This is a genomic window from Flavobacterium adiutor (assembly GCF_048282555.1).
GTDB lineage: Bacteria > Bacteroidota > Bacteroidia > Flavobacteriales > Flavobacteriaceae > Flavobacterium.
The window spans coordinates 2,491,929-2,511,633 of record NZ_CP182487.1; the positions used below are offsets into that span (position 1 = coordinate 2,491,929).

General features: G+C 34.4%; 14 protein-coding genes. 8 read left to right on the forward strand and 6 right to left on the reverse strand.

Going from position 1 to position 19,705, the window contains the following annotated elements:
• The 6 genes from ACNC7R_RS10645 to ACNC7R_RS10670 all read right to left on the reverse strand — a co-directional run bounded on the left by ACNC7R_RS10645 (position 1) and on the right by ACNC7R_RS10670 (position 9,287).
• A complete protein-coding gene (locus ACNC7R_RS10645; RefSeq protein WP_417941068.1) occupies positions 1-1,485 on the reverse strand; it encodes a hypothetical protein in 1,485 nt (494 codons plus the stop codon).
• The gene (locus ACNC7R_RS10650) at positions 1,472-2,932 is read right to left on the reverse strand and encodes a RagB/SusD family nutrient uptake outer membrane protein (protein WP_417941069.1); all 1,461 of its coding nucleotides are present in this window, start codon (positions 2,930-2,932) and stop codon (positions 1,472-1,474) included. Before ACNC7R_RS10650 ends, ACNC7R_RS10645 begins: the two co-directional genes overlap by 14 nt.
• A 4-nt stretch (positions 2,933-2,936) precedes the next feature.
• Positions 2,937-6,296 (reverse strand): SusC/RagA family TonB-linked outer membrane protein, encoded by a 3,360-nt coding sequence (locus ACNC7R_RS10655; RefSeq protein ID WP_417941070.1) that lies wholly within the window; start codon positions 6,294-6,296, stop codon positions 2,937-2,939.
• 10 nt (positions 6,297-6,306) lie between these two features.
• Positions 6,307-7,416, reverse strand: coding sequence for a FecR family protein (locus tag ACNC7R_RS10660; protein ID WP_417941071.1), 1,110 nt, complete (start codon positions 7,414-7,416; stop codon positions 6,307-6,309).
• A gap of 73 nt (positions 7,417-7,489) precedes the next feature.
• Positions 7,490-8,083, reverse strand: coding sequence for an RNA polymerase sigma-70 factor (locus tag ACNC7R_RS10665; RefSeq protein WP_417941072.1), 594 nt, complete (start codon positions 8,081-8,083; stop codon positions 7,490-7,492).
• A gap of 163 nt (positions 8,084-8,246) precedes the next feature.
• Positions 8,247-9,287 (reverse strand): GntR family transcriptional regulator, encoded by a 1,041-nt coding sequence (locus ACNC7R_RS10670; RefSeq protein ID WP_417941073.1) that lies wholly within the window; start codon positions 9,285-9,287, stop codon positions 8,247-8,249.
• A gap of 286 nt (positions 9,288-9,573) precedes the next feature.
• Between ACNC7R_RS10670 and rhaT the strand changes: the two genes are divergently transcribed.
• The 8 genes from rhaT (at position 9,574) to ACNC7R_RS10710 (ending at position 19,690) form a co-directional block, all read left to right on the forward strand.
• On the forward strand, positions 9,574-10,644 hold the full coding sequence (rhaT, locus tag ACNC7R_RS10675) for an L-rhamnose/proton symporter RhaT (RefSeq protein ID WP_417941074.1): 1,071 nt from the start codon (positions 9,574-9,576) through the stop codon (positions 10,642-10,644).
• A 24-nt stretch (positions 10,645-10,668) separates the two neighbouring features.
• Positions 10,669-12,810: a bifunctional aldolase/short-chain dehydrogenase gene (locus ACNC7R_RS10680; RefSeq protein WP_417941075.1), complete on the forward strand. Its 2,142-nt coding sequence runs from the start codon at positions 10,669-10,671 to the stop codon at positions 12,808-12,810.
• A 220-nt stretch (positions 12,811-13,030) separates the two neighbouring features.
• Entirely contained in the window at positions 13,031-14,305 is a 1,275-nt protein-coding gene (locus tag ACNC7R_RS10685) for a TIM barrel protein (protein WP_417941076.1), read from the forward strand.
• Between the two features lie 120 nt (positions 14,306-14,425).
• Positions 14,426-15,787 carry an FGGY-family carbohydrate kinase gene (locus tag ACNC7R_RS10690; RefSeq protein ID WP_417941077.1) on the forward strand — a complete coding sequence of 454 codons (1,362 nt, stop codon included), beginning with the start codon at positions 14,426-14,428 and terminating at the stop codon, positions 15,785-15,787.
• Positions 15,788-16,022: 235 nt separating this feature from the next.
• The gene (locus ACNC7R_RS10695) at positions 16,023-16,763 is read left to right on the forward strand and encodes a (Fe-S)-binding protein (protein ID WP_417941078.1); all 741 of its coding nucleotides are present in this window, start codon (positions 16,023-16,025) and stop codon (positions 16,761-16,763) included.
• A gap of 104 nt (positions 16,764-16,867) precedes the next feature.
• A complete protein-coding gene (locus tag ACNC7R_RS10700) occupies positions 16,868-18,271 on the forward strand; it encodes a lactate utilization protein B (RefSeq protein ID WP_417941079.1) in 1,404 nt (467 codons plus the stop codon).
• Positions 18,261-18,848, forward strand: coding sequence for a LutC/YkgG family protein (locus ACNC7R_RS10705; RefSeq protein WP_417941080.1), 588 nt, complete (start codon positions 18,261-18,263; stop codon positions 18,846-18,848). The genes ACNC7R_RS10700 and ACNC7R_RS10705 overlap by 11 nt, the downstream gene beginning before the upstream one ends.
• Positions 18,849-18,871: 23 nt before the next feature.
• Positions 18,872-19,690, forward strand: a complete 819-nt coding sequence (locus ACNC7R_RS10710) for an SDR family oxidoreductase (RefSeq protein ID WP_417941081.1) — start codon at positions 18,872-18,874, stop codon at positions 19,688-19,690.
• Positions 19,691-19,705: the final 15 nt, after the last annotated feature.

Sequence of the window (19,705 nt, forward strand, 5' to 3'; positions counted from 1 at the left end):
CTATAATGTAATTGCTGTTCGACAAGGTTCGTTTAGTGGTACTGCCGTTGGAAAAGTGTTCTTATTATAAATTTTGTATTTACCCGTGACAGTTCCTCCAAATAGTTCTTGATTAGTTAGTTTCAGTTCGAAAGAAATTTCAAATAAGCCTGCACTTATTTCTTTATAAGTTCCTTCTCCTTCAATAGAAATGCTGTAACTATTTGCAGGTTTTTCGATTGTTCCTCCTGTTGCAGTAATTGTAATATCCTGAGGTATTACCAAGACAGTGCCATTGGTTTTACTATTTCCGTTTTCAGGGAAAAATTCAAGGGCAGGGTTTATATTAAAACCTGGAGAATTTGTGGCAGAACTACTTGCATTAGTAAACCATCTTTTTAAATTAAAGGAATTCGTAGTATTAGTTCCTGTAGCTAAACGAAAACCTATTTTGAAAGCATCGTGATAAACATCATCATTAGGATTTGTAGTACCTTTGTCGCTATATAAAATAGCATTTGGATCATCTTTGGTAACTACAATAGGAAAAGTCTGCGCATTAAAAGCCTGCCATACACAGGAACCATTTCTGTCAAACCAGTTCACTCCATATGTCAAATAATTTGAAACGTTTAAATCATAAAATTTGGATGCAGGATTGGTTAAAACGTCGCTTTTAGATTTTTGAGGTTTTACAATGGTAAAACTTGTGTTTCCTGTAGCTCTGTAATTTGAAGTTGTTATTAAATTAATTTTACTCTGAAAACGTACATCATCGTTTTGTAAATCTTCTAAAAGTGTAAAATGATAGGTTACTGAATTTTTGTCATTTTGAAAAGAATCGTGAGTCAAAGAATATTCAAAACCATTTTGAAATTTGAATATTTGTAGGTTTTCTAATTCTGAAGGAAAATAACCATTTGGCAAGCTCACTGTAAAATCAAACTTTTCTCCAAGTTCTCCTTTAAGGATATGTTGATTTACTGGAAATGTGTAATTAGTACTAACGGTAGCCAAATCAATTTTGAAAGTATCATCTAAGTGTTCCGTATTTAAATTTCCTATATGAACATCCGGGTCTGAAGCGGATTCTAATTTCAGCGAAATACTTTGATTAGAAGCCCATCTTTTGTCAAAAGAAATAAAAATAGTATCAGTAAGTTTTGCACCCTGAAATACTAATTCACTAACCGGGTTTATTTTAAAACCGTCAATGTTACCTGTTGATGAAGTAGCACTAAAATTAACAGTGACTGGATTTTTTAAAGAGCGTGCAGTGAGTGCGACAGGTATTTTCAAAGTCCTGATTGCACTATTTACATAATTGGACTGTGACACTAAGCTTCCGTTGACAGCCGGATATTCTAAAGGGATGTTGTTGCTGTTCACCAAAAAATTAAACCTTACAAAAGGGTCTATATCAGAACCCAATTTGTAATCGTCTTTTGAACAAGAAGCAGCCAGCGAAGCTATTATAAATATAGCAAATGTCTTAATAAGATTCATTTTTTTGAAGGTTTGGATTAAGATTAGTATTGAAAGTTGGTATTGGTAATACAAATTTTAAGGAAGGATAGCTCATCCTGCAATTATTAGAAATACAACCGTCGTTTCTGAAGATATCTTTATGGTTTCGAACCAGATCAAAAAACAGATGACCTTCAAAACAAAGCTCTTTTCTTCTTTCCAAAAGAATATCTTCTTTAATATTTGCAGTATTTGTAGCTAATGTTGCATTAGCACGTGCACGAATTATGTTGACATCTTCCATTGCAAGATCAGATCTGTTGGTTTCTAAAGCAGCTTCGGCACGGATTAGATACATTTCACTCAATCTGAAAGCAACATAACCCGGATTATCCTGAAACTTTTTTGTAAAGTTGTAATTTGCATCACCAATTACACCGTTTATCAAGGTTGAAAGTGGTTTTTCAAGAAATAATTGTTTTCTTAAATCCGAAGGTTCATATAAATTAACTAAATCATTTGAAGCAACATATTTTTCAAAACTGGTAGGCGAGCTATAACCAAAATTTTTTGACATCGATCCTCCAACTACTCCTTCCGAATCTCTTGATATAGAAAATTCCAATAAAATTTCAGATATAGGAAGATCTTTTTTCTCCCATTCGGCAACTAGATTTTCTTTTGTTGTTAATACCACACCAGAATTAGTAATCACATCATTTGCAGTTTCATAAGCATTGATCCAGTCTTTTTTCTGAAGATATACTCTCGCAAGTAATGCTTTTGCACTATTACGACTGAACAATGAATAAGAAGGACCTTTAAGAAGCGATTCATTTGAATAATTCGCAATAGCAGTTTTTAAATCATTAACAATTAGATTGTATGTACCTGCAGCAGTTTCTCTGGCAGGATACTGAAGTCCTTTTTTTATAGATTTAGTAACATACACAATTCCCAAATGGGATGCGTCTGTAGTATATCCGTAATCCTGACTGTAAACCAAAGACAAAAGAAAATGCATATACGCCCTAATGGTCATTGCTTCGGCCATAATCTGTTTTTTTTCTGCTTCTGTTGCATCGGTTAGTGCAGGAGTAAATTCTAGAATGAGATTAGCCTGATTGATAATATCATAACCGTCATTATAAAATGAACTAAAATCACTAGCCAAAGCATCGTCTTCAAAGGAATACACTTTTTGGGTATTGGTTGCAGGGGTTATTTGTCCGCGATTAGTACCTGTTGCAATAGGCGTGAATTTTAAATTACCACCTTGTAAATCTGCATAAACAGCAAAACGTTCTCCTCTTAGATTAGCTTCAAGTTCTGTATACAAACCAGTTAATGCGGTTAATACTCCTTTTTTATTTTCTAAAAGTTCTTCGATAGAAGTTTTTGTTCCTGGTTCCTGTTCTAAAAAGTCACTACAGCTTTGTAATGAAAAAATCAGGAAAAATAAGGCGATGTATTTTGAATATTTCATTTTATTAAAATTTAGCATTAACTCCCATAGAAATCGTTCTGGCTTGTGGATATATGTAACTATATTCCCTGATTCCGTTCATTCCTTTTGGACTTTTTTCTTTATACCAATAAGCCACATTAGATGCATCGATAAATACAGCTAGGGAACTTAAAAAAGATTTTTTAAGAGGAACATTATAACTCAAATTGATATTGCTGATTCTGATATAAGTAGCATCATACAGATATTTGGTTAAGTTTGCTATAATAGGAGAGCGCATTACTGCCGGCTGCGAAACATTATCTCCAGGATTTCTCCAGTAATCATATGCATTTACAGATAAATTTCTATTTGACGTGTTATTGTATTGATCAATAAGAAGATTTGAAGCTAAAAATTCTCCTCCAATTTGAAAATCTCCCCTGACAGATAAACTCAGGTTATTGAAGAAAGTAAAATTATTATAAAAACCGCCATAGGCATCCGCCTGTTTATCACCAATAGGTTCCCAGTCGGCTATAGTATAAAGATCATTATAAGTATTAGCGTCGTATATTTTGCCGTTTTTCTCAATTAGATTCCGTCCTGTCGCAGGATCAATCCCAACCCACTTTATTCCCCAGATAGTAGTAGTACTATAACCTATTTTTTGAGCCAAAGCCAGATTTGCCAGGGAATAGTCACTTCCTAAACCTTTCAAATCGGTTACTTTGTTTTCTATTGTAGAAATATTAAAAGCTGTAGTCCATTTAAAAGTATTGTTTTTTATCCATTTTATTCTTGTAGTAATTTCAAAACCTTTATTGTACATACTCGAAGCATTTAATTGCATAGAGTTATAACCCGTTTCTGTTGGAATGTCCCTTGTGGTAATCAGATCACTTTTGTTATCATAGTAATATTCTAGAGTCAATTCGATTCTGTTAAAAATATTAAAATCAAATCCTGCATTAAATTTTGTGTTTTTTTCCCAGCGTAAGTTACCATTTGGAGCATCTCCGGTCGTAGCTCCAATTGCACCATTGTAACCATTTTGACTGATGTTATACAAACCTTTTGAACGATAAGAACCAATTCTTGAGTTACCAGTAGTACCATAACTGGCTTTAAATTTTAAGAAATCAATCCATGTATTTGATTTAAAAAAATCTTCATTGCTGGTAATCCAGCTGATACCGGCACCGCCATTATAAGCAACATCTGTATCATCACCAAATACAGAACTTTGATCTCGACGAAAATTTCCAAGTACATAATAACGTTTTTTATAATTATAGTTTATTTGGGATAATAATGAAACTCTTGAGTTATAGCTAATCTCGCTTCTGTAAGTTTGCCCATTGGTTGATTCATTAACTAAAGGAGTTGTCGGATCATCATCTCTAATGGCATCGGTAACATCGTTAATCTGATTTGGATTTACAAATCCTACTCCGGCCTTATAATTAAAATTGCCTTTGTCTTCAGAAAGTTCAAAACCTGCAATACCATCAACAGTATGATTTTCTCCCAATTGTTTATTAAACAAAAGTTGTCCCTGCCAGTTCCATTTGGTTGAATTTCTTAGATTTATAAGACGACGTCCCCATGCCGGATAAAGAATACCATCAAGTGTAAAAGATCCGTTAAACTGACCGCTTTCATTTTCGGCAGAGAAGTAGCGATCTTGTTCCTTATCTGTATAATCCATACCAAAAAGAGTGGCCAATTTTATCGATTTGTTAAATTCGTATGATAAATTTAAACTTCCTAAAAGACCATAAGTCTTTGTTATATTTGTATTTTGAGCAATAGCTGCCAAAGGATTTCCTCTCGTTTGACCACTCACTCCCAAACCGGCAAAAGAGCCATCAGCATTGTACGGCGCATTTGTTGGTAAATAGGCAAAACCATAAAATATATTTGGAGCATCTTTTTGAACAAAACTTGGATTTAACATCAGGTTTATATCCCATTTACCGGAATTAAACCCCAGATTGATACCGGCATTTAATTGCTTGGTTTCATTTCCCATTTGTGGCTCGTCAATTTTCAAATAACTCACATTGGTTCTGTAAGAAAATTTCGAAGTCGATCCGGAAACGTTAAAATTATATTTATTGTAAACCCCGGTTCGGTTTAATAATTCAAACCAATCGGTGTTTACACCATTGTAAGCAACAGGAGTAAAATTTGTATCTGATGTTGTATTTTTCAGAAACTCATTTCTAAGCTCTGTATATTGTTCTCCACTTAAATATTTGATTCTGTTTATAGCAGAAGAAATTCCTAGCTGGTTAGAGAAGCCAAATTGTGTTTTACCTTTTTTACCTTTTTTAGTAGTAATAAGAATAACACCGTTTGCACCATCAGCACCATAAATACCAACAGCTGCAGCATCTTTTAAAACAGAAATTGACTCGATATTTTCCGGAGCAATTTTCATTAATGGGTTGGCTAAATTTTCTGCTGAATCTCCAGATCCATCAAAAGAACCACTATCTATTGCATATTCTTCGCTCATAACAACGCCGTCAATAATTATTAAGGGCTGAGAGGAAGTTCCGGTAATTGCTCCTGTTAAAGAAGATAAAGTTCCCTGTCCACGAATGTTTATTTTTACCGGACCACCTACGCCTGTAGTATTTTCTACTAATACCCCGGCGATTTGTCCCGTAATCATTTTGTCGATTGTTTCAGTAGCTTGTTCGACTGCAATATCTTTTGCTTGTAAAGTCGAAATACTTCCAACAATTTCTTCTTTTAGTTTTTTTGTCCCGTAAGAAGATGTAATAATAACCGGATTTAGTTCGTCTACGGCTTCTTCCATATAAAAAGTAAAATTATTTTTATTACCAACTTCCAGTTCCTGTGTTACCATTCCTAAAAGGACAACCTGAAGTACAACACTATTAATGTCTTTTTCTCTTAACCGGTAGATAAATCGTCCATCAGAATCGGTTATGGCACCTCTTCCGGTTCCTTTTACCATTACTGTAGTTCCAGGAAGTGGTGAGCTGTCTTTGGAACTTAGTACTAATCCTTTGATTGTTCTTTCTGTTTCATCAGAACTATCTGTTGAAGTAGGAGCAGAACTCGTTAATAAAACCTGTTTTTTCTGAATGTAAAAAGAAATATTTCTGCCTTTGAATAATTTTGTCAAAGCAGTTTCTAAGGAAGCATTATTCACATTGATAGTGGCTTTTTGATCTGTATCAATTTTTTTTGCATTGTAAATAATCCTGAAGTCTGTTTGGTCTTCAATAGACTTGATAATTAGGCTTATAGGTTCATTGTTGAAATGTAACGTAATCGGCTTTTTTTGCGAAAAACCTTTAAAACAGAATAAGAGAAGAGCTAAGAAAAATATAATTTTTCTTGAATTTTTTTTCGTAAATGTCATGTTTTATGGTTTATGGAAGGTTGGTTATGGTAATGGTGTTTTGCTGAATCGAGTATTCAAACGGGGTGTCACGTTTTAGGAGTTCTAAAATGTTTTCGACACTCGATTCACTGATTTTAATTATACCGGTAAAATTCTGTTTGGCCAAATCCGAATTTTTATTAATAATCTCAACATCATAAGTCCGCTGAATTATTTTAGTGATGGTCGAAAATGGAGTATCATTAAATGTAAGTTCACCCTTTGTCCAGGCTGAGTAAAAAGAAGGATCAACAGATTTTGTGGTAATTTTTCTCGAATTGTTTTGCCACGTAGCCATTTGGTTTGGTTGCAGCAAAACAGCATTTGATGGGTTTTCAGTTTCATACATCCGAATACTTCCCTCGACTAAAACACTATTAATGGTTGGGGTTTCAGGATAAGCGCTCACATTAAATTTAGTACCTAAGACTTCAATATCGGCTTCATTGGCATTAACTATAAAAGGATGCTCTTTGTCTTTGGCTACTTCAAAAAAAGCTTCACCAGTTAAATAAACGATTCTCTTTCCATTAATTCCAAATTGTTCTGGATAACGTAAAGTGGTTCCAGAGTTTAGTTTTACAATACTCCCATCTGAAAGTGTCACTTTAAATGTTTTTCCGTAAGGTACTTTAAGAGAATTGTATACAACTTTCTCATCTTTTACTTTTCCAAAGTAAATAATCTGACTATGAAGTTTTTTAGCAATCAATTCGCCTCTGTCATTAACTAAGTTGCTTTGATTGTTTTTTGTGATATATTCTGTCTGACCATTGCTTAATTCAAGAACAATTTCTTTTGAATTTTCAGAAAGTTGGCTGCTCGTATAAATTAAAGCTATTTTGCCTAAACTAAGTAGTAAAAATACGACTGCAGCGTATTTTAAGTAAGCAGAATATTTTTTCTTTGCTTTAATCTGGATTATTGGGACTGTTTCTGTTGAAATATCCTCTGATAAAGAAGAAATAGCCCAGGCTTTTTTTATAGCTATAAAATGCCTTTTATTTTCTTCAGATATATCAATCCAGTCAAATAGTGTTTGAACTTCATGTTCTGAAGCTTCATTATTCAGATACTTATAAATTATTTCTGTTGTCATTTTTGAGTTTTAAACTTCTCGCTATTATGAGTACACTTCAGAAATAAAAAACCCTATGTTTAATTTTTAATTATTACAAATAAAGATAAGATACAAGGTAGGTATAGTCCGATAATTTTACTTTCAAAATCTTCAAAGCCTTTGTCATATGGGCTTCTACAGCTTTTAGTGTTACCTGCATTTCTTCTGCGATTTCTGCATTTTTTTTATTCTCGAAACGTTTTTTGATAAAAACTTCCCTGGTTTTTGGAGGTAAATCGTTAATGGCTTCCTGAATTAATCGTTCTAATTCATTTAATTCTAAACTATCAAACTGAATTGAATTTAAAACTTCAATATCAAGTTCCCGTTCTTTTTGGTTGAGCAAGTCGTTTGTAAATTTGTCTTTTACTTTGTTATGACGAATTAAATTTAGGCACTTAGATTTAGCATAAGTGTATAAAAACGATTGTATTCCGTTTATAGAATCAATGTTTTTCCTGTTTTGCCATAAATTAATGAAAGCTTCCTGTGCGAGGTTTTCCGCTTCGTCGGCATCATAAACAAATTGAACACAGAAAGAAGCAATCCTGCGAAAATATTTATGATAAAAATAGCTAAATGCAGCTTCTTCTCCTTTTTTAAAAGATTCAAAAGTTTCCAATTCAAAGCTTGTAGTAATATTCATCTATTTATTATAATTCTGGTTAAGGATTGGTTATTCCTTTGTGGTATTAAACCAGAAGCTGGTGACAAAGATAGAATATTATTTATATTAATTCTAAATAAAAGAAATAAGTTTTAAAAAATTATCGTAAAGGTTTTGTCTCACAAATAAATTTAATGATGAGCTAAATAGAGTTCCTGTCAATAAAATTAAATGGTACTTTTATTTCTCCTTTCTCTTTATTTAAAATCATTCTGGCAGCAATTTCCCCCATTTTATTAAAATCAGTAGACACAACTGTTATGCCTAATAGATCTTTTAACGGCGTATCGTTGTAGGAAATAATACCAATGTCGCTTCCTAATACATATTCTTCGTCCCTGATTTGCTTTACTAGATTAACAAGGTCAGATTCTTCTATAGTAATAAATAAGTCTCCTTTTTTAAGGATCATATCATCGTAAACTTCACTTAATATTTCAAAATTTATTTCATGTTCAACACAAAATTTTCTAAAACCATGTAAAATTCTTCTTGGATAAGGATATACCGCTTTCTCAGGATAAACCAAAATCAGTCTTTTATATTTATTTATTTTAGTTAGTCCTTCTTTTAAGGCATTATAGATGTCATTTTCAAAATCCTGATATATTTTGATGACCTCACTTCCTAATCCAATTTTTATGTTATCCATGATTACAAGCTTATCCTGAGGGATTCTCTGGATTGCTTTTGCAACTTCATCTGTAAAACTCAAATGTTTTAATTCATCTGTTTTAAAGTGTGTCGTAATAACATAATAATCGTATGCACCTTCAAATTTATCGAGCAGATTTAAAAATAAAGTTTCATCGCAATGGTATATATGTAAATCCACATGTGCATTTGCTCCTAATGTATTAATAAAAGAGCTGTAGGTTTTCATTTTATACGCACTCAGTTTATTAAACAGGAACAAAATATTGACTTTCGATTCTAATTTCGTTCGGGTAATATAGTATCCTTTTCCTCTTATGGAAGAAATAATTTTACGCTCTTTTAAAATATTATAAGCTTTCTCAACTGTATCCCTGGACATATAAAACTCTTCACTGAAGTTATTTATCGAGGGAATCTTTTGATTTATTTTCAGGTTACCATTAGCAATATTTTGCAGAATAGAATCTACAATTTGCTTATACTTAGGTACTCTTGAATCTTCATCTATTTTAATTAGCTTAATCATGGTTGGTTTAGTAAAGTTTCTCTTTATATATCAGAGTTTGGATTGTAAATTGCATAATATGTAATAATTTTCTTCAAAAAGCATTAAAAGATATTAAATATTCATGCGTTCGCTAAAATATGAATTTTAAATTTAAAAAAAGCATGAATACCAATCTTATCGCAATAATTTATGATTTAATATAAATATAAAGTAGAGAAAGGATAGTACAGGATAGTTTTCTTTTTTACATTCTCTTATTTTACCAAACCAAAATAACTATCAACTTAAACCACAAAAGAATTAAATGGAATCATTACTCGGAATTATTTTTCACTCCATTGGAGGATTTTCGTCAGGCAGTTTTTATATGCCTTTTAAAAAAGTTAAAGACTGGGCCTGGGAAAGCTACTGGTTAATAGGTGGTTTTTTCTCATGGTTGATTGTTCCGCCAATTGCTGCTTATTTGACTATTCCGAATTTTACTGAAATTATTGCTACAGCCGCTCCGTCAGTTAAAGTTTTAGCGTACACAATGGGATTGATTTGGGGAATTGGAGGATTGACTTACGGATTGGGTGTTCGTTATTTAGGAATGTCATTAGGTAATTCGATCACTTTAGGATTTTGTTCTGCTTTTGGTGCTTTGATTCCGCCAATCTATTATAATTTCAACGCAGTAGAAGGTAAGGAATCAATTAGTGATATGTTTGCTAACTCAGGTGGACAAATGGTTTTGGCTGGTGTACTTATATGTATCATTGGGATTGCCATTTTAGGAAAAGCAGGAATGCTAAAAGAAAAAGATTTTGCAACAGGTCACGAAGATAAAGACAAAGATTTTAGTTTAGTAAAAGGTTTAATCATTGCTATTGTATCCGGTATTCTGAGTTCGTTCTTTAATTTCGGAATTGAAGCAGCGAAACCAATGGCCGATGCAGCTAATGAAGCATGGAAACTAATGCATCCAAATCAGGGAGAATTCCTGTTCCAGAATAATGTTAGTTACATCGTTATACTTTGGGGCGGATTAACAACAAACTTTATATGGTGTATCTATCTTAATTTAAAAAATAAAACCTTTAGTAATTATACAGATACTAAAACACCTATTTCAAAAAATATACTTTTTTCTGCTATCGCAGGTACCATGTGGTTTCTTCAGTTTTTCTTTTACGGAATGGGGGAAAGTAAATTAGGAAACGGTGCAAGCTCATGGATTTTACACATGTCAACTATTATACTTACCGCAAACTTCTGGGGATTCTATCTGAAAGAATGGACCGGTGTAACTAAAAAAACATTCAACACATTTATGTTAGGCATCGGACTTATCATGTTATCTATCGTCGTGGTCGGGATTGGGAACTCTTTATAATAATCAATTAATTAATATATTAAAATGTCAAATATAAACACAAACAATATGACTTTTCAGCATGTAAGCTATCTTTGGGACGATGCTAAAGCTGCAGCACTAGCAGGAGATGAAGTAGCTCTTTTTATCTATCGCTCTAATTTATTAGGAGCAGATTTAAGACTTACTAATTATGGAGGAGGAAATACTTCAGTTAAAATTACAGATAAAGACCCATTGACAGGCGCAAGCTCTGAGGTAATGTGGATTAAAGGTTCTGGTGGAGATATCGGGACATTGACAAAATCAGGTTGTGCGGCACTGTACTTAGACAGATTACGCAATCTTGAAAATGTGTACAGAGGAATTGAGTTTGAAGATGAAATGGTTGAATTGTTTAACCACTGTATTTTTGACTTAGCTTCAAAAGCACCTTCTATTGATACACCTTTACACGGTTTCTTGCCGTTTAAACATATTGATCACCTGCACCCTGATGCGGCTATTGCAATTGCTGCAGCAAAAGACGGAGCAAAAATCACAGAAGAATTATTCGACGGAGAAATCGGTTGGGTAGGATGGCAACGTCCTGGTTTCGATTTAGGGCTTCAATTGAGAAGCTGTTTAGAAGAAGCAGAGAAAAAAGGGAAAAAATTACGTGGTATCATGTTGGGTTCTCATGGTTTATTTACATGGGGCGATACTGCTTACGAAAGTTATATCAACACATTGGAAGTTATAGAAAAATGTGCTGAATACTTAGAAAGCAACTACGGAAAAAAACGTCCTGTTTTTGGTGGTAAAAAAATTGACAGCCTTCCGGAAGCGGATCGCAAGTTAAAAGCAGCAAAAGTAGCTCCGATATTAAGAGGTTTCTGTTCTTCAGAGCGTCAGATGATTGGTCATTATACGGATGATGCAAGAGTTTTGGAATTCATCAATTCTAATGACTTGTCAAAATTAGCTCCGTTAGGAACATCTTGTCCGGATCACTTTTTGCGTACTAAGATCAGTCCTTTAGTTTTAGAATTAGATCCAAACGAAGATTTATCAGATGTAGCCGCAGTAAAAGCAAAATTAACTCCTGCCTTTGAAGCGTACAGAGCGATGTACAAAGACTATTACAATGCTTGTAAAAAATCGAACTCGCCTGCAATGCGTGATCCAAACCCGGTTGTAATTTTATATCCTGGGGTGGGTATGTTTACGTTTGCCAAAGATAAAACAATGGCGCGTTTAGCATCTGAATATTATATCAACGCTGTTAACGTAATGAAAGGTGCAGAAGCTGTTTCTGAATATACTTCTTTGCCACACCAGGAAGCTTTTGATATTGAATATTGGTTGCTGGAAGAAGCTAAATTGCAGCGTATGCCAAAACCAAAAGCACTTTCAGGAAGAGTAGCTTTAGTTACTGGTTCTGCTGGCGGAATTGGTAAAGCTATTGCTAAAAGATTTGCTGAAGAGGGAGCTTGTGTAGTAATCAACGATATTAACGAAGAGCGTTTAGAAGGTGCAAAATCAGAATTCATCAAATCATTTGGTAAAGATGCTGTTTCCAGTACTCTATTAAATGTTACTGACGAAGTAAGTACCGAAAAAGCATTAGATGCTGCTTGTTTAGCATTTGGTGGTGCTGATATTATCATCAATAATGCAGGTATCAGTATTTCAAAATCAATTGCCGAACATACTCTTGAGGAGTGGGACAGATTATATGATATTTTGGTGAAAGGACAGTTTATCGTTTCTAAAGCCGGAATCGAAGTAATGCGTAAACAAGGTTTTGGTGGAGATATTGTAAATATTGTTTCTAAAAATGCTGTTGTAGCGGGTCCAAACAATCCTGGTTATGGTTCTGCAAAAGCAGCTCAGGCGCATTTAACACGCTTAATGGCTGCTGAACTTGGTGCTGACAAAATTCGTGTAAACACAGTTAATCCTGACGCTGTAATCTCAGATTCTAATATTTGGTCTGGAGGATGGGCTGAAGGTCGTGCAAAAGCTTACGGCATTACCGTTGAAGAATTGCCTGCTTACTACGCGAAACGTACCTTATTAAATGAAATTATATTGCCTGATGATATTGCAAACGCATGTTTTGCATTCGTAGGAGGTCTGTTGAATAAATCAACAGGTAATGCTCTGAATGTAGACGGCGGAGTAACAATGGGCTTTTACAGATAAGTTGTTTAGTTTTTTTTAAGTTTATTTAACAAAGTGGTTTTTGTTTTCTAACGTTCGATTTCGGTCGGACGTTAGATTTTTTATGACAATCGTATTTTATAAATAAATTTCCTAAACACATTAAAAACAAACAAAAAAACACAAAAAAAGTAACCTATAACATGGGTTTGGTTTATAGAAATAGCTTTATATTGTCAACCCTATTTAAAAATAAATAAGTATGTTAATTCAATCAAACACTATCGCATCTCATAATGATGGTTTATTAAAAAAACATCAGAATAAATTGGTTTTTACAGCTTCAGAAATTGCAGAAAGTGAAGCTATTATTCAAAAGTTAATCGATTTTCAAATTGCAATTCCATCCTGGGCTTTAGGAACAGGAGGAACAAGATTCGGACGTTTTGCAGGTGGAGGAGAGCCTCGTTCTTTAGAAGAAAAAATCGAAGATGTAGGTTTGCTTCATAAATTAAACAATGCTTCTGGAGCCATTTCTTTGCATATTCCATGGGACATCCCAACAGATTATAGTGCGATCAAAACGCTTGCCGGACAACATGGATTGAAGTTTGATGCTATGAATTCAAATACTTTCCAGGATCAGGCAAATGCGGAGCATACTTATAAATATGGTTCTTTACAAAACGTAAACAAAGCAGTTCGTAAACAGGCGATTGCTCATAATATTGAAGTGATTAAACATGGAATCGAATTAGGATCTGATTCGTTGACTGTTTGGTTAGCAGATGGTTCTAATTTCCCAGGACAATTGAACTTCCGTAAAGCATACCAAAATACATTAGAAAGTTTAGAAGAAATCTACGATGCATTGCCATCAGACTGGAAATTGTTTTTAGAATACAAATGTGCTGAGCCTAACTTTTACTCTACAACAGTTGCTGATTGGGGACAGTCTTATTCATACGTTCAGAAATTAGGTGATAAAGCAAAAACACTTGTTGACTTAGGACACCATTTGCCAAATGCTAATATTGAGCAGATTGTTTCGATCTTGCTGATGGATAATAAATTAGGAGGCTTCCACTTTAATGATTCAAAATATGGTGATGACGATTTAACTGCAGGAGCTTTAAAGCCTTACCAGTTATTCTTGATTTTCAATGAATTGGTTGAAGGTATGGACGCTCGCGGAATGAATCATGCTAAAGATTTAGGATGGATGATTGATGCTTCACACAACGTAAAAGATCCATTAGAAGATTTATTGCAGTCTGTTGAAGCGATTATGATCGCTTATGCTCAGGCACTTTCAGTTGACAGAAAAGCATTAGAAATTGCACAGGAAGAAAATGATGTGGTAAAAGCGCAGGAAATTCTTCAAAATGCTTTCCGTACCGATGTTCGCGCTTTGGTTGCTGAAGCTCGTTTGCGTTCAGGTGCAGCTTTAAACCCGGTTGAATTGTACCGTAGCCTTGACGTTAGAGGAAACCTAATTGGCGAGAGAGGATTAAAAACGATGGCCACAGGATTGTAGTTATAAGTTATAAGTTGAGGAGTTATCGTTGTTTATATTGATTTTTAGATATATGGACGAATAACTTTGGAATCTTAGTAAAAATCATAACTCATAACCCATAACTCAGAACTAAAACAAATGAATGTAGTTGCAATTTTTGATATTGGTAAAACCAACAAAAAAGTGTTTTTATTTGATGAAAATTATAAAATCGTTTGGGAAAAATCAGTAAATCTGGACGAAACTGTTGATGAAGACGGTTTTCCCTGCGAAAATATTGATGTACTAAAAGAGTGGATTCACGATCGATTATCAGAAATAAAAGAACTAAAGAACTATGTTCTGAAAGCTATCAATTTCAGTACTTATGGAGCTAGTTTCGTTTATATTGATGAAGATGGCAATGCTTTGACACCTTTATACAATTACCTGAAAGATTATCCCGAAGAACTGAAAAATGGTTTTTACAAAAAATACAAAGGAGAAGAAGTTTTTGCAGTAAAAACAGCTTCTCCTGTTTTAGGAAGCCTTAATTCCGGAATGCAGATTTACAGGCTAAAAGAAGAAAGACCTGAATTGTTTGAAAAAGTAAAATACTGCCTGCATTTACCTCAATACTTAAGTTTTCTTTTAACAGGAGAAGCTTATACCGACATCACAAGTATTGGTTGTCATACAAATCTTTGGAATTTTAAAAAGATGAAGTACCACAGGTGGCTCAAAAATGAGGGGATAAAAGAAAAACTTCCAGCAATTCATCCCGGAAGAGATGTTATTAAAAAAGAAAATGATTTGGCTGTAGGGATTGGGTTGCACGATAGTTCCTCAGCAATTATTCCCTATACGATCAATTTTACAGAGCCTTTTGTTTTATTGTCAACAGGAACCTGGAGTATTTCCCTGAATCCTTTTAACAATAAACCTTTAACGTTTGAAGAGCTTAAAAATGATTGTTTGTGTTACATGCAATACACCGAAAAACCTGTTAAGGCGGCTCGTTTGTTTTCGGGTAACGAACATGAAGTGCAGGCAAAGAGACTCGCAGAGCATTTTAACGTGCCGTTTGATACTTTTAAAAATGTCTATTATGATAAAAAAGTTGTATCGAATCTGAGAGCGGTAAATTTTCAAATTGTTTATCCGAAAAAGTATGATTTTGATATTCTTAAGGAATGCCCTTTTCAAAAAAGAGATCTATCGACTTTTAAAACCTATGAAATTGCTTATCATCAATTAATGCTGGATCTTGTCGAACAACAGGTTTTTTCAACTAATTTAGTGATTCATAACAGTCCTGTAAAGAAAATCTTTGTAGATGGTGGTTTTAGTAAAAATTCAATTTTCATGAATTTACTGGCAGAGGCTTTCCCAGATGTAGAAGTTTATGCGGCTTCAATGGCTCAGGCTAGTGCTTTAGGTGCAGCTTTAGCAATTCACCAAAACTGGAATCCTAAACCGATTCAGAATGATTTAATTGATTTGAAGTTTTACAAACATTAAGATAAGTAACAGATTAAAGGATTTTTGTTTTCCGCAGATTTTATCCTTTTTTTAGTGTAGTTTGTCATTCAGAGGAACGAGGACACGAGCGAAAGCGAATTGACGAAGCACTCTTCGCAAGTAACTCTACAAAGATTGGAGATTTTCTTTACGGAGTTGCTTGCGAAGATTCTTCCTTCGTCTGGATGACAAAAATGAGAAAAATCTGTGCGAAAAAATTATAATTACCAAGAATATGAAAGTTGGACTTTTTATACCGTGCTACGTTGACCAATTTTATCCTAAAGTAGGAATTGCAACCTATGAGTTATTGATGAAACTGGGATGCTATGTCCGTTTCCCTATGAAGCAAACCTGCTGCGGGCAGCCTATGGCAAATAGTGGTTATGCACATTTAACCAAAGGCTGTGATGCTAACTTTATAGCCAATTTTTCAGAATTTGATTATATTGTTTGTCCTTCAGGAAGTTGTGTTTTACATGTGAAAGATCATTTGCATGATGAAAAACAGCAAGTACTGGCCGCGGAAATACGCAAAAAGGTTTTTGAATTGACCGAATTTATTACCGATGTACTTAAAGTAGAGCATATCGAAGGTAATTTTCCGCATAAAGTAGGCATACATCAGAGCTGTCATGGACAACGCGGTCTAAAGCTTTCGCAGATGACAGAATTGAATGAGCCTCATTTCTCTAAACCAGAACAATTACTTAGTAATATTAAAGGTCTTGATTTAGTTTCATTGAGTAGAAAAGACGAATGCTGTGGTTTTGGAGGTACTTTTTGCGTAACGGAAGAAGCCGTTTCTGTAAAGATGGGGCAGGACCGAATCAAAGATCACGAAAAACACGGTGTTGATTATATTACAGGTGGTGATATGTCTTGTCTAATGCATTTGGAGGGCATTCTGAAAAGACAAAAAAGCCATATTAAAACCATTCATATTGCTGAGATATTAAACTCATCAGAAATTTAGATTTAGAAAATTTAAAATAATTAGTTAATAGTTATTATTTTGAACTAATTACTTCACAACTGTTATCCATTGCTAAATTTAATTCTTCCAAAATTATTAAAAAAATGTCTTCAGAAAAAACAATACCACATAGCGAAGCCGCAACACGTTTCAACAAAGATGCTGAACGGGTTAACTGGCATGATGAAACACTTTGGTTTGTTCGTGAAAAACGTGACAGGGCCGCACACCAGATTCCAGGTTGGGAACAGCTACGGGAAACGGCTTCACAAATTAAACATAATGTACTCTCCAATATTCATGATTATTTGATTGAATTTGAAGCAAATGCTCAAAAAAACGGAATTACTGTTCACTGGGCAGCCGATGCAAAAGAGCATAATGAAATCGTACATGCTATAATGGCGAAACACGATGTGAAGCAAATGGTAAAGTCGAAGTCAATGCTTACCGAAGAATGCCATTTGAATGATTATCTGGCAGAAAAAGGTATCGAAGTTATCGATTCTGACTTAGGAGAATACATAGTTCAGCTTCGTAAAGAACCACCTAGTCATATCGTTTTACCGGCAATTCACCTTAAAAAAGAAGATGTAAGTGAAACTTTTCATGAACATTTGGGGACTGAAAAAGGTAATTTTGATCCGCAATATTTAACCGAATCTGCACGCCAAAGTTTAAGAAACACGTTCTTAACCCGAAAAGTTGCTTTAACCGGGGTAAATTTTGCTATTGCAGAAACCGGAGAATTCGTAGTATGCACGAATGAAGGAAATGCTGATATGGGTGCGCACCTTGCAGACGTACACATCGCCTGCATGGGATTCGAAAAACTGATTCCGCAGCGTAAACATCTTGGTGTTTTTTTAAGATTATTAGCCAGAAGTGCAACAGGACAGCCTATTACGACTTTTTCAAGCCATTTTAAAAAACCAAGAGATGGACAAGAAATGCATATTGTTATTGTGGATAACGGCAGAAGCACACAATTAGGAAGAGAAGATTTCAGAAATTCTTTAAAATGTATCCGTTGCGGAGCTTGTATGAATACTTGTCCTGTTTACAGACGAAGTGGCGGTCATAGTTATCATAATGCGGTTGCAGGACCAATAGGTTCTATTTTAGCTCCTAATCTTGACATGAGCAAAAATGCTGATTTACCTTTTGCCAGTACACTTTGTGGCTCTTGTACGAATGTGTGTCCTGTAAAAATCGATATTCACGATCAATTGTATAAGTGGCGCCAGGTATTGGTTAAAGAGGGTCATACGCCAACTGCCAAAACAGTAGCGATGAAAACGATGGCAACTGTTTTGGCAAATCCAACGATTTTCAATATCGCGGGTAAATCAGGAAGATTCATGATGAAAAATGTTCCTTCGGTAGTAAATAATAAGATGAACAAATGGTATGACCAGCGTGAAATGCCAGCTGTTCCCGAAGAGTCTTTTAGAGAATGGTATAAGAAAAATTCACGTGAATCTAAAGCTAAGAATAATGAGCAGTAAAGCTGAAATATTAAAAAAGATAAAACAAAATCAGCCCGATTTTGTGACTGATTTGCCTGATTTAGAAGTTCTGGGGTCAGAAAACCCGAATATTTTGGAAACCTATAAAACAGTTTTGAAAAACATTGGTGGAGAAAGTGTTGAAGTGGCTAACTATAGTGAAATTTTAGATTTTATCAGAAATAATTATGCGCTTGACAAAAGAATAATTACAACCATTCCCGAACTTGCTGAAGTAGCTTCGCTGGATTGGAAAAATGATGATCCTCATACACTCCAAGATGTTGAATTAGCAATTGTAAAAGCTCATTTTGGTGTTGCAGAAAACAGTGCACTCTGGGTAACAGATGATTTATTAGGACAGCGAGTTGCTCCTTTTATTGCGCAATATTTAGCTATTGTCGTTAATAGAATTGACATATTGCCAATGATGCACCAAGCTTACAAAAAAATTGATAATCTGGAGTACGGTTTTGGGACTTTTATTGCAGGACCTTCAAAAACAGCAGATATTGAACAATCTTTAGTGTTGGGCGCACACGGCGCAAGAGGATTAATTGTATTTTTGCTGGATTAAAAAACTAAAAAAATTATAAAAAATTGAAAACAGATTTTACATTAGAAGGAAAAGTAATCATTGTTACGGGGGCAACCGGAGTTCTAGGTGAAGCCTTTGTTAACGGTATAGCTGCAGCAGGTGGTATTGTTGGTGTTTTGGGACGAAACGAAAAAGTAGCCAATGAGAGAGTTGAATCGATTGTTAAAAATGGAGGAGAGGCAATAGCCCTAATTGCCGATGTAACGGTTGAAAGTGATCTGATAAAAGCACGTGATCTTGTTCTTTTAAAATACGGAAAAATTGATGGTTTGGTAAACGCTGCTGGTGGAAATATGCCGGATGCTGTTATTCAGTCAGATCAGGATATTTTTAAACTAAATATGGATGCTTTACAAAAAGTGATGAACCTGAATTTATTCGGAACACTTTTGCCTACTCAGATTTTTGGTGAAGTAATCAAAAATAATGAAAGTATTGGTAGCATCGTAAACATTTCATCTGTAGCAACAGAACAGGCTGTTACGAAAGTTTTGGGATACAGTCTGGCTAAATCAGCTATTGACTCTTACACCAAATGGTTTTCTGTGGAACTGGCAAAACGATATGGGGATAAAATCAGAATGAATTCTATAGTTCCCGGATTTTTCTTAACAGAGCAAAACCGCACATTATTGACTAATCCTGATGGAAGTTTAACAGAGAGAGGCAATTTAATCATAGCAAATACACCTTACAAGCGTTTTGGAAATCCTGACGAATTAATTGGAGCTTTAATTTGGCTGTTAAGCGACTCTTCAAAATTTGCTACCGGTTCAAGAGTAACTATAGATGGTGGTTTTACAATTTTTAGTGGTGTATAATTTTTAAGAAAGAAA

Coding starts and splice junctions, on each gene's coding strand:
- ACNC7R_RS10645 (WP_417941068.1), bottom strand. CDS start 1,485: ATGAATCTTATTAAGACATTTGCTATATTTATAATAGCTTCGCTGGCT.
- ACNC7R_RS10650 (WP_417941069.1), bottom strand. CDS start 2,932: ATGAAATATTCAAAATACATCGCCTTATTTTTCCTGATTTTTTCATTA.
- ACNC7R_RS10655 (WP_417941070.1), bottom strand. CDS start 6,296: ATGACATTTACGAAAAAAAATTCAAGAAAAATTATATTTTTCTTAGCT.
- ACNC7R_RS10660 (WP_417941071.1), bottom strand. CDS start 7,416: ATGACAACAGAAATAATTTATAAGTATCTGAATAATGAAGCTTCAGAA.
- ACNC7R_RS10665 (WP_417941072.1), bottom strand. CDS start 8,083: ATGAATATTACTACAAGCTTTGAATTGGAAACTTTTGAATCTTTTAAA.
- ACNC7R_RS10670 (WP_417941073.1), bottom strand. CDS start 9,287: ATGATTAAGCTAATTAAAATAGATGAAGATTCAAGAGTACCTAAGTAT.
- rhaT (WP_417941074.1), top strand. CDS start 9,574: ATGGAATCATTACTCGGAATTATTTTTCACTCCATTGGAGGATTTTCG.
- ACNC7R_RS10680 (WP_417941075.1), top strand. CDS start 10,669: ATGTCAAATATAAACACAAACAATATGACTTTTCAGCATGTAAGCTAT.
- ACNC7R_RS10685 (WP_417941076.1), top strand. CDS start 13,031: ATGTTAATTCAATCAAACACTATCGCATCTCATAATGATGGTTTATTA.
- ACNC7R_RS10690 (WP_417941077.1), top strand. CDS start 14,426: ATGAATGTAGTTGCAATTTTTGATATTGGTAAAACCAACAAAAAAGTG.
- ACNC7R_RS10695 (WP_417941078.1), top strand. CDS start 16,023: ATGAAAGTTGGACTTTTTATACCGTGCTACGTTGACCAATTTTATCCT.
- ACNC7R_RS10700 (WP_417941079.1), top strand. CDS start 16,868: ATGTCTTCAGAAAAAACAATACCACATAGCGAAGCCGCAACACGTTTC.
- ACNC7R_RS10705 (WP_417941080.1), top strand. CDS start 18,261: ATGAGCAGTAAAGCTGAAATATTAAAAAAGATAAAACAAAATCAGCCC.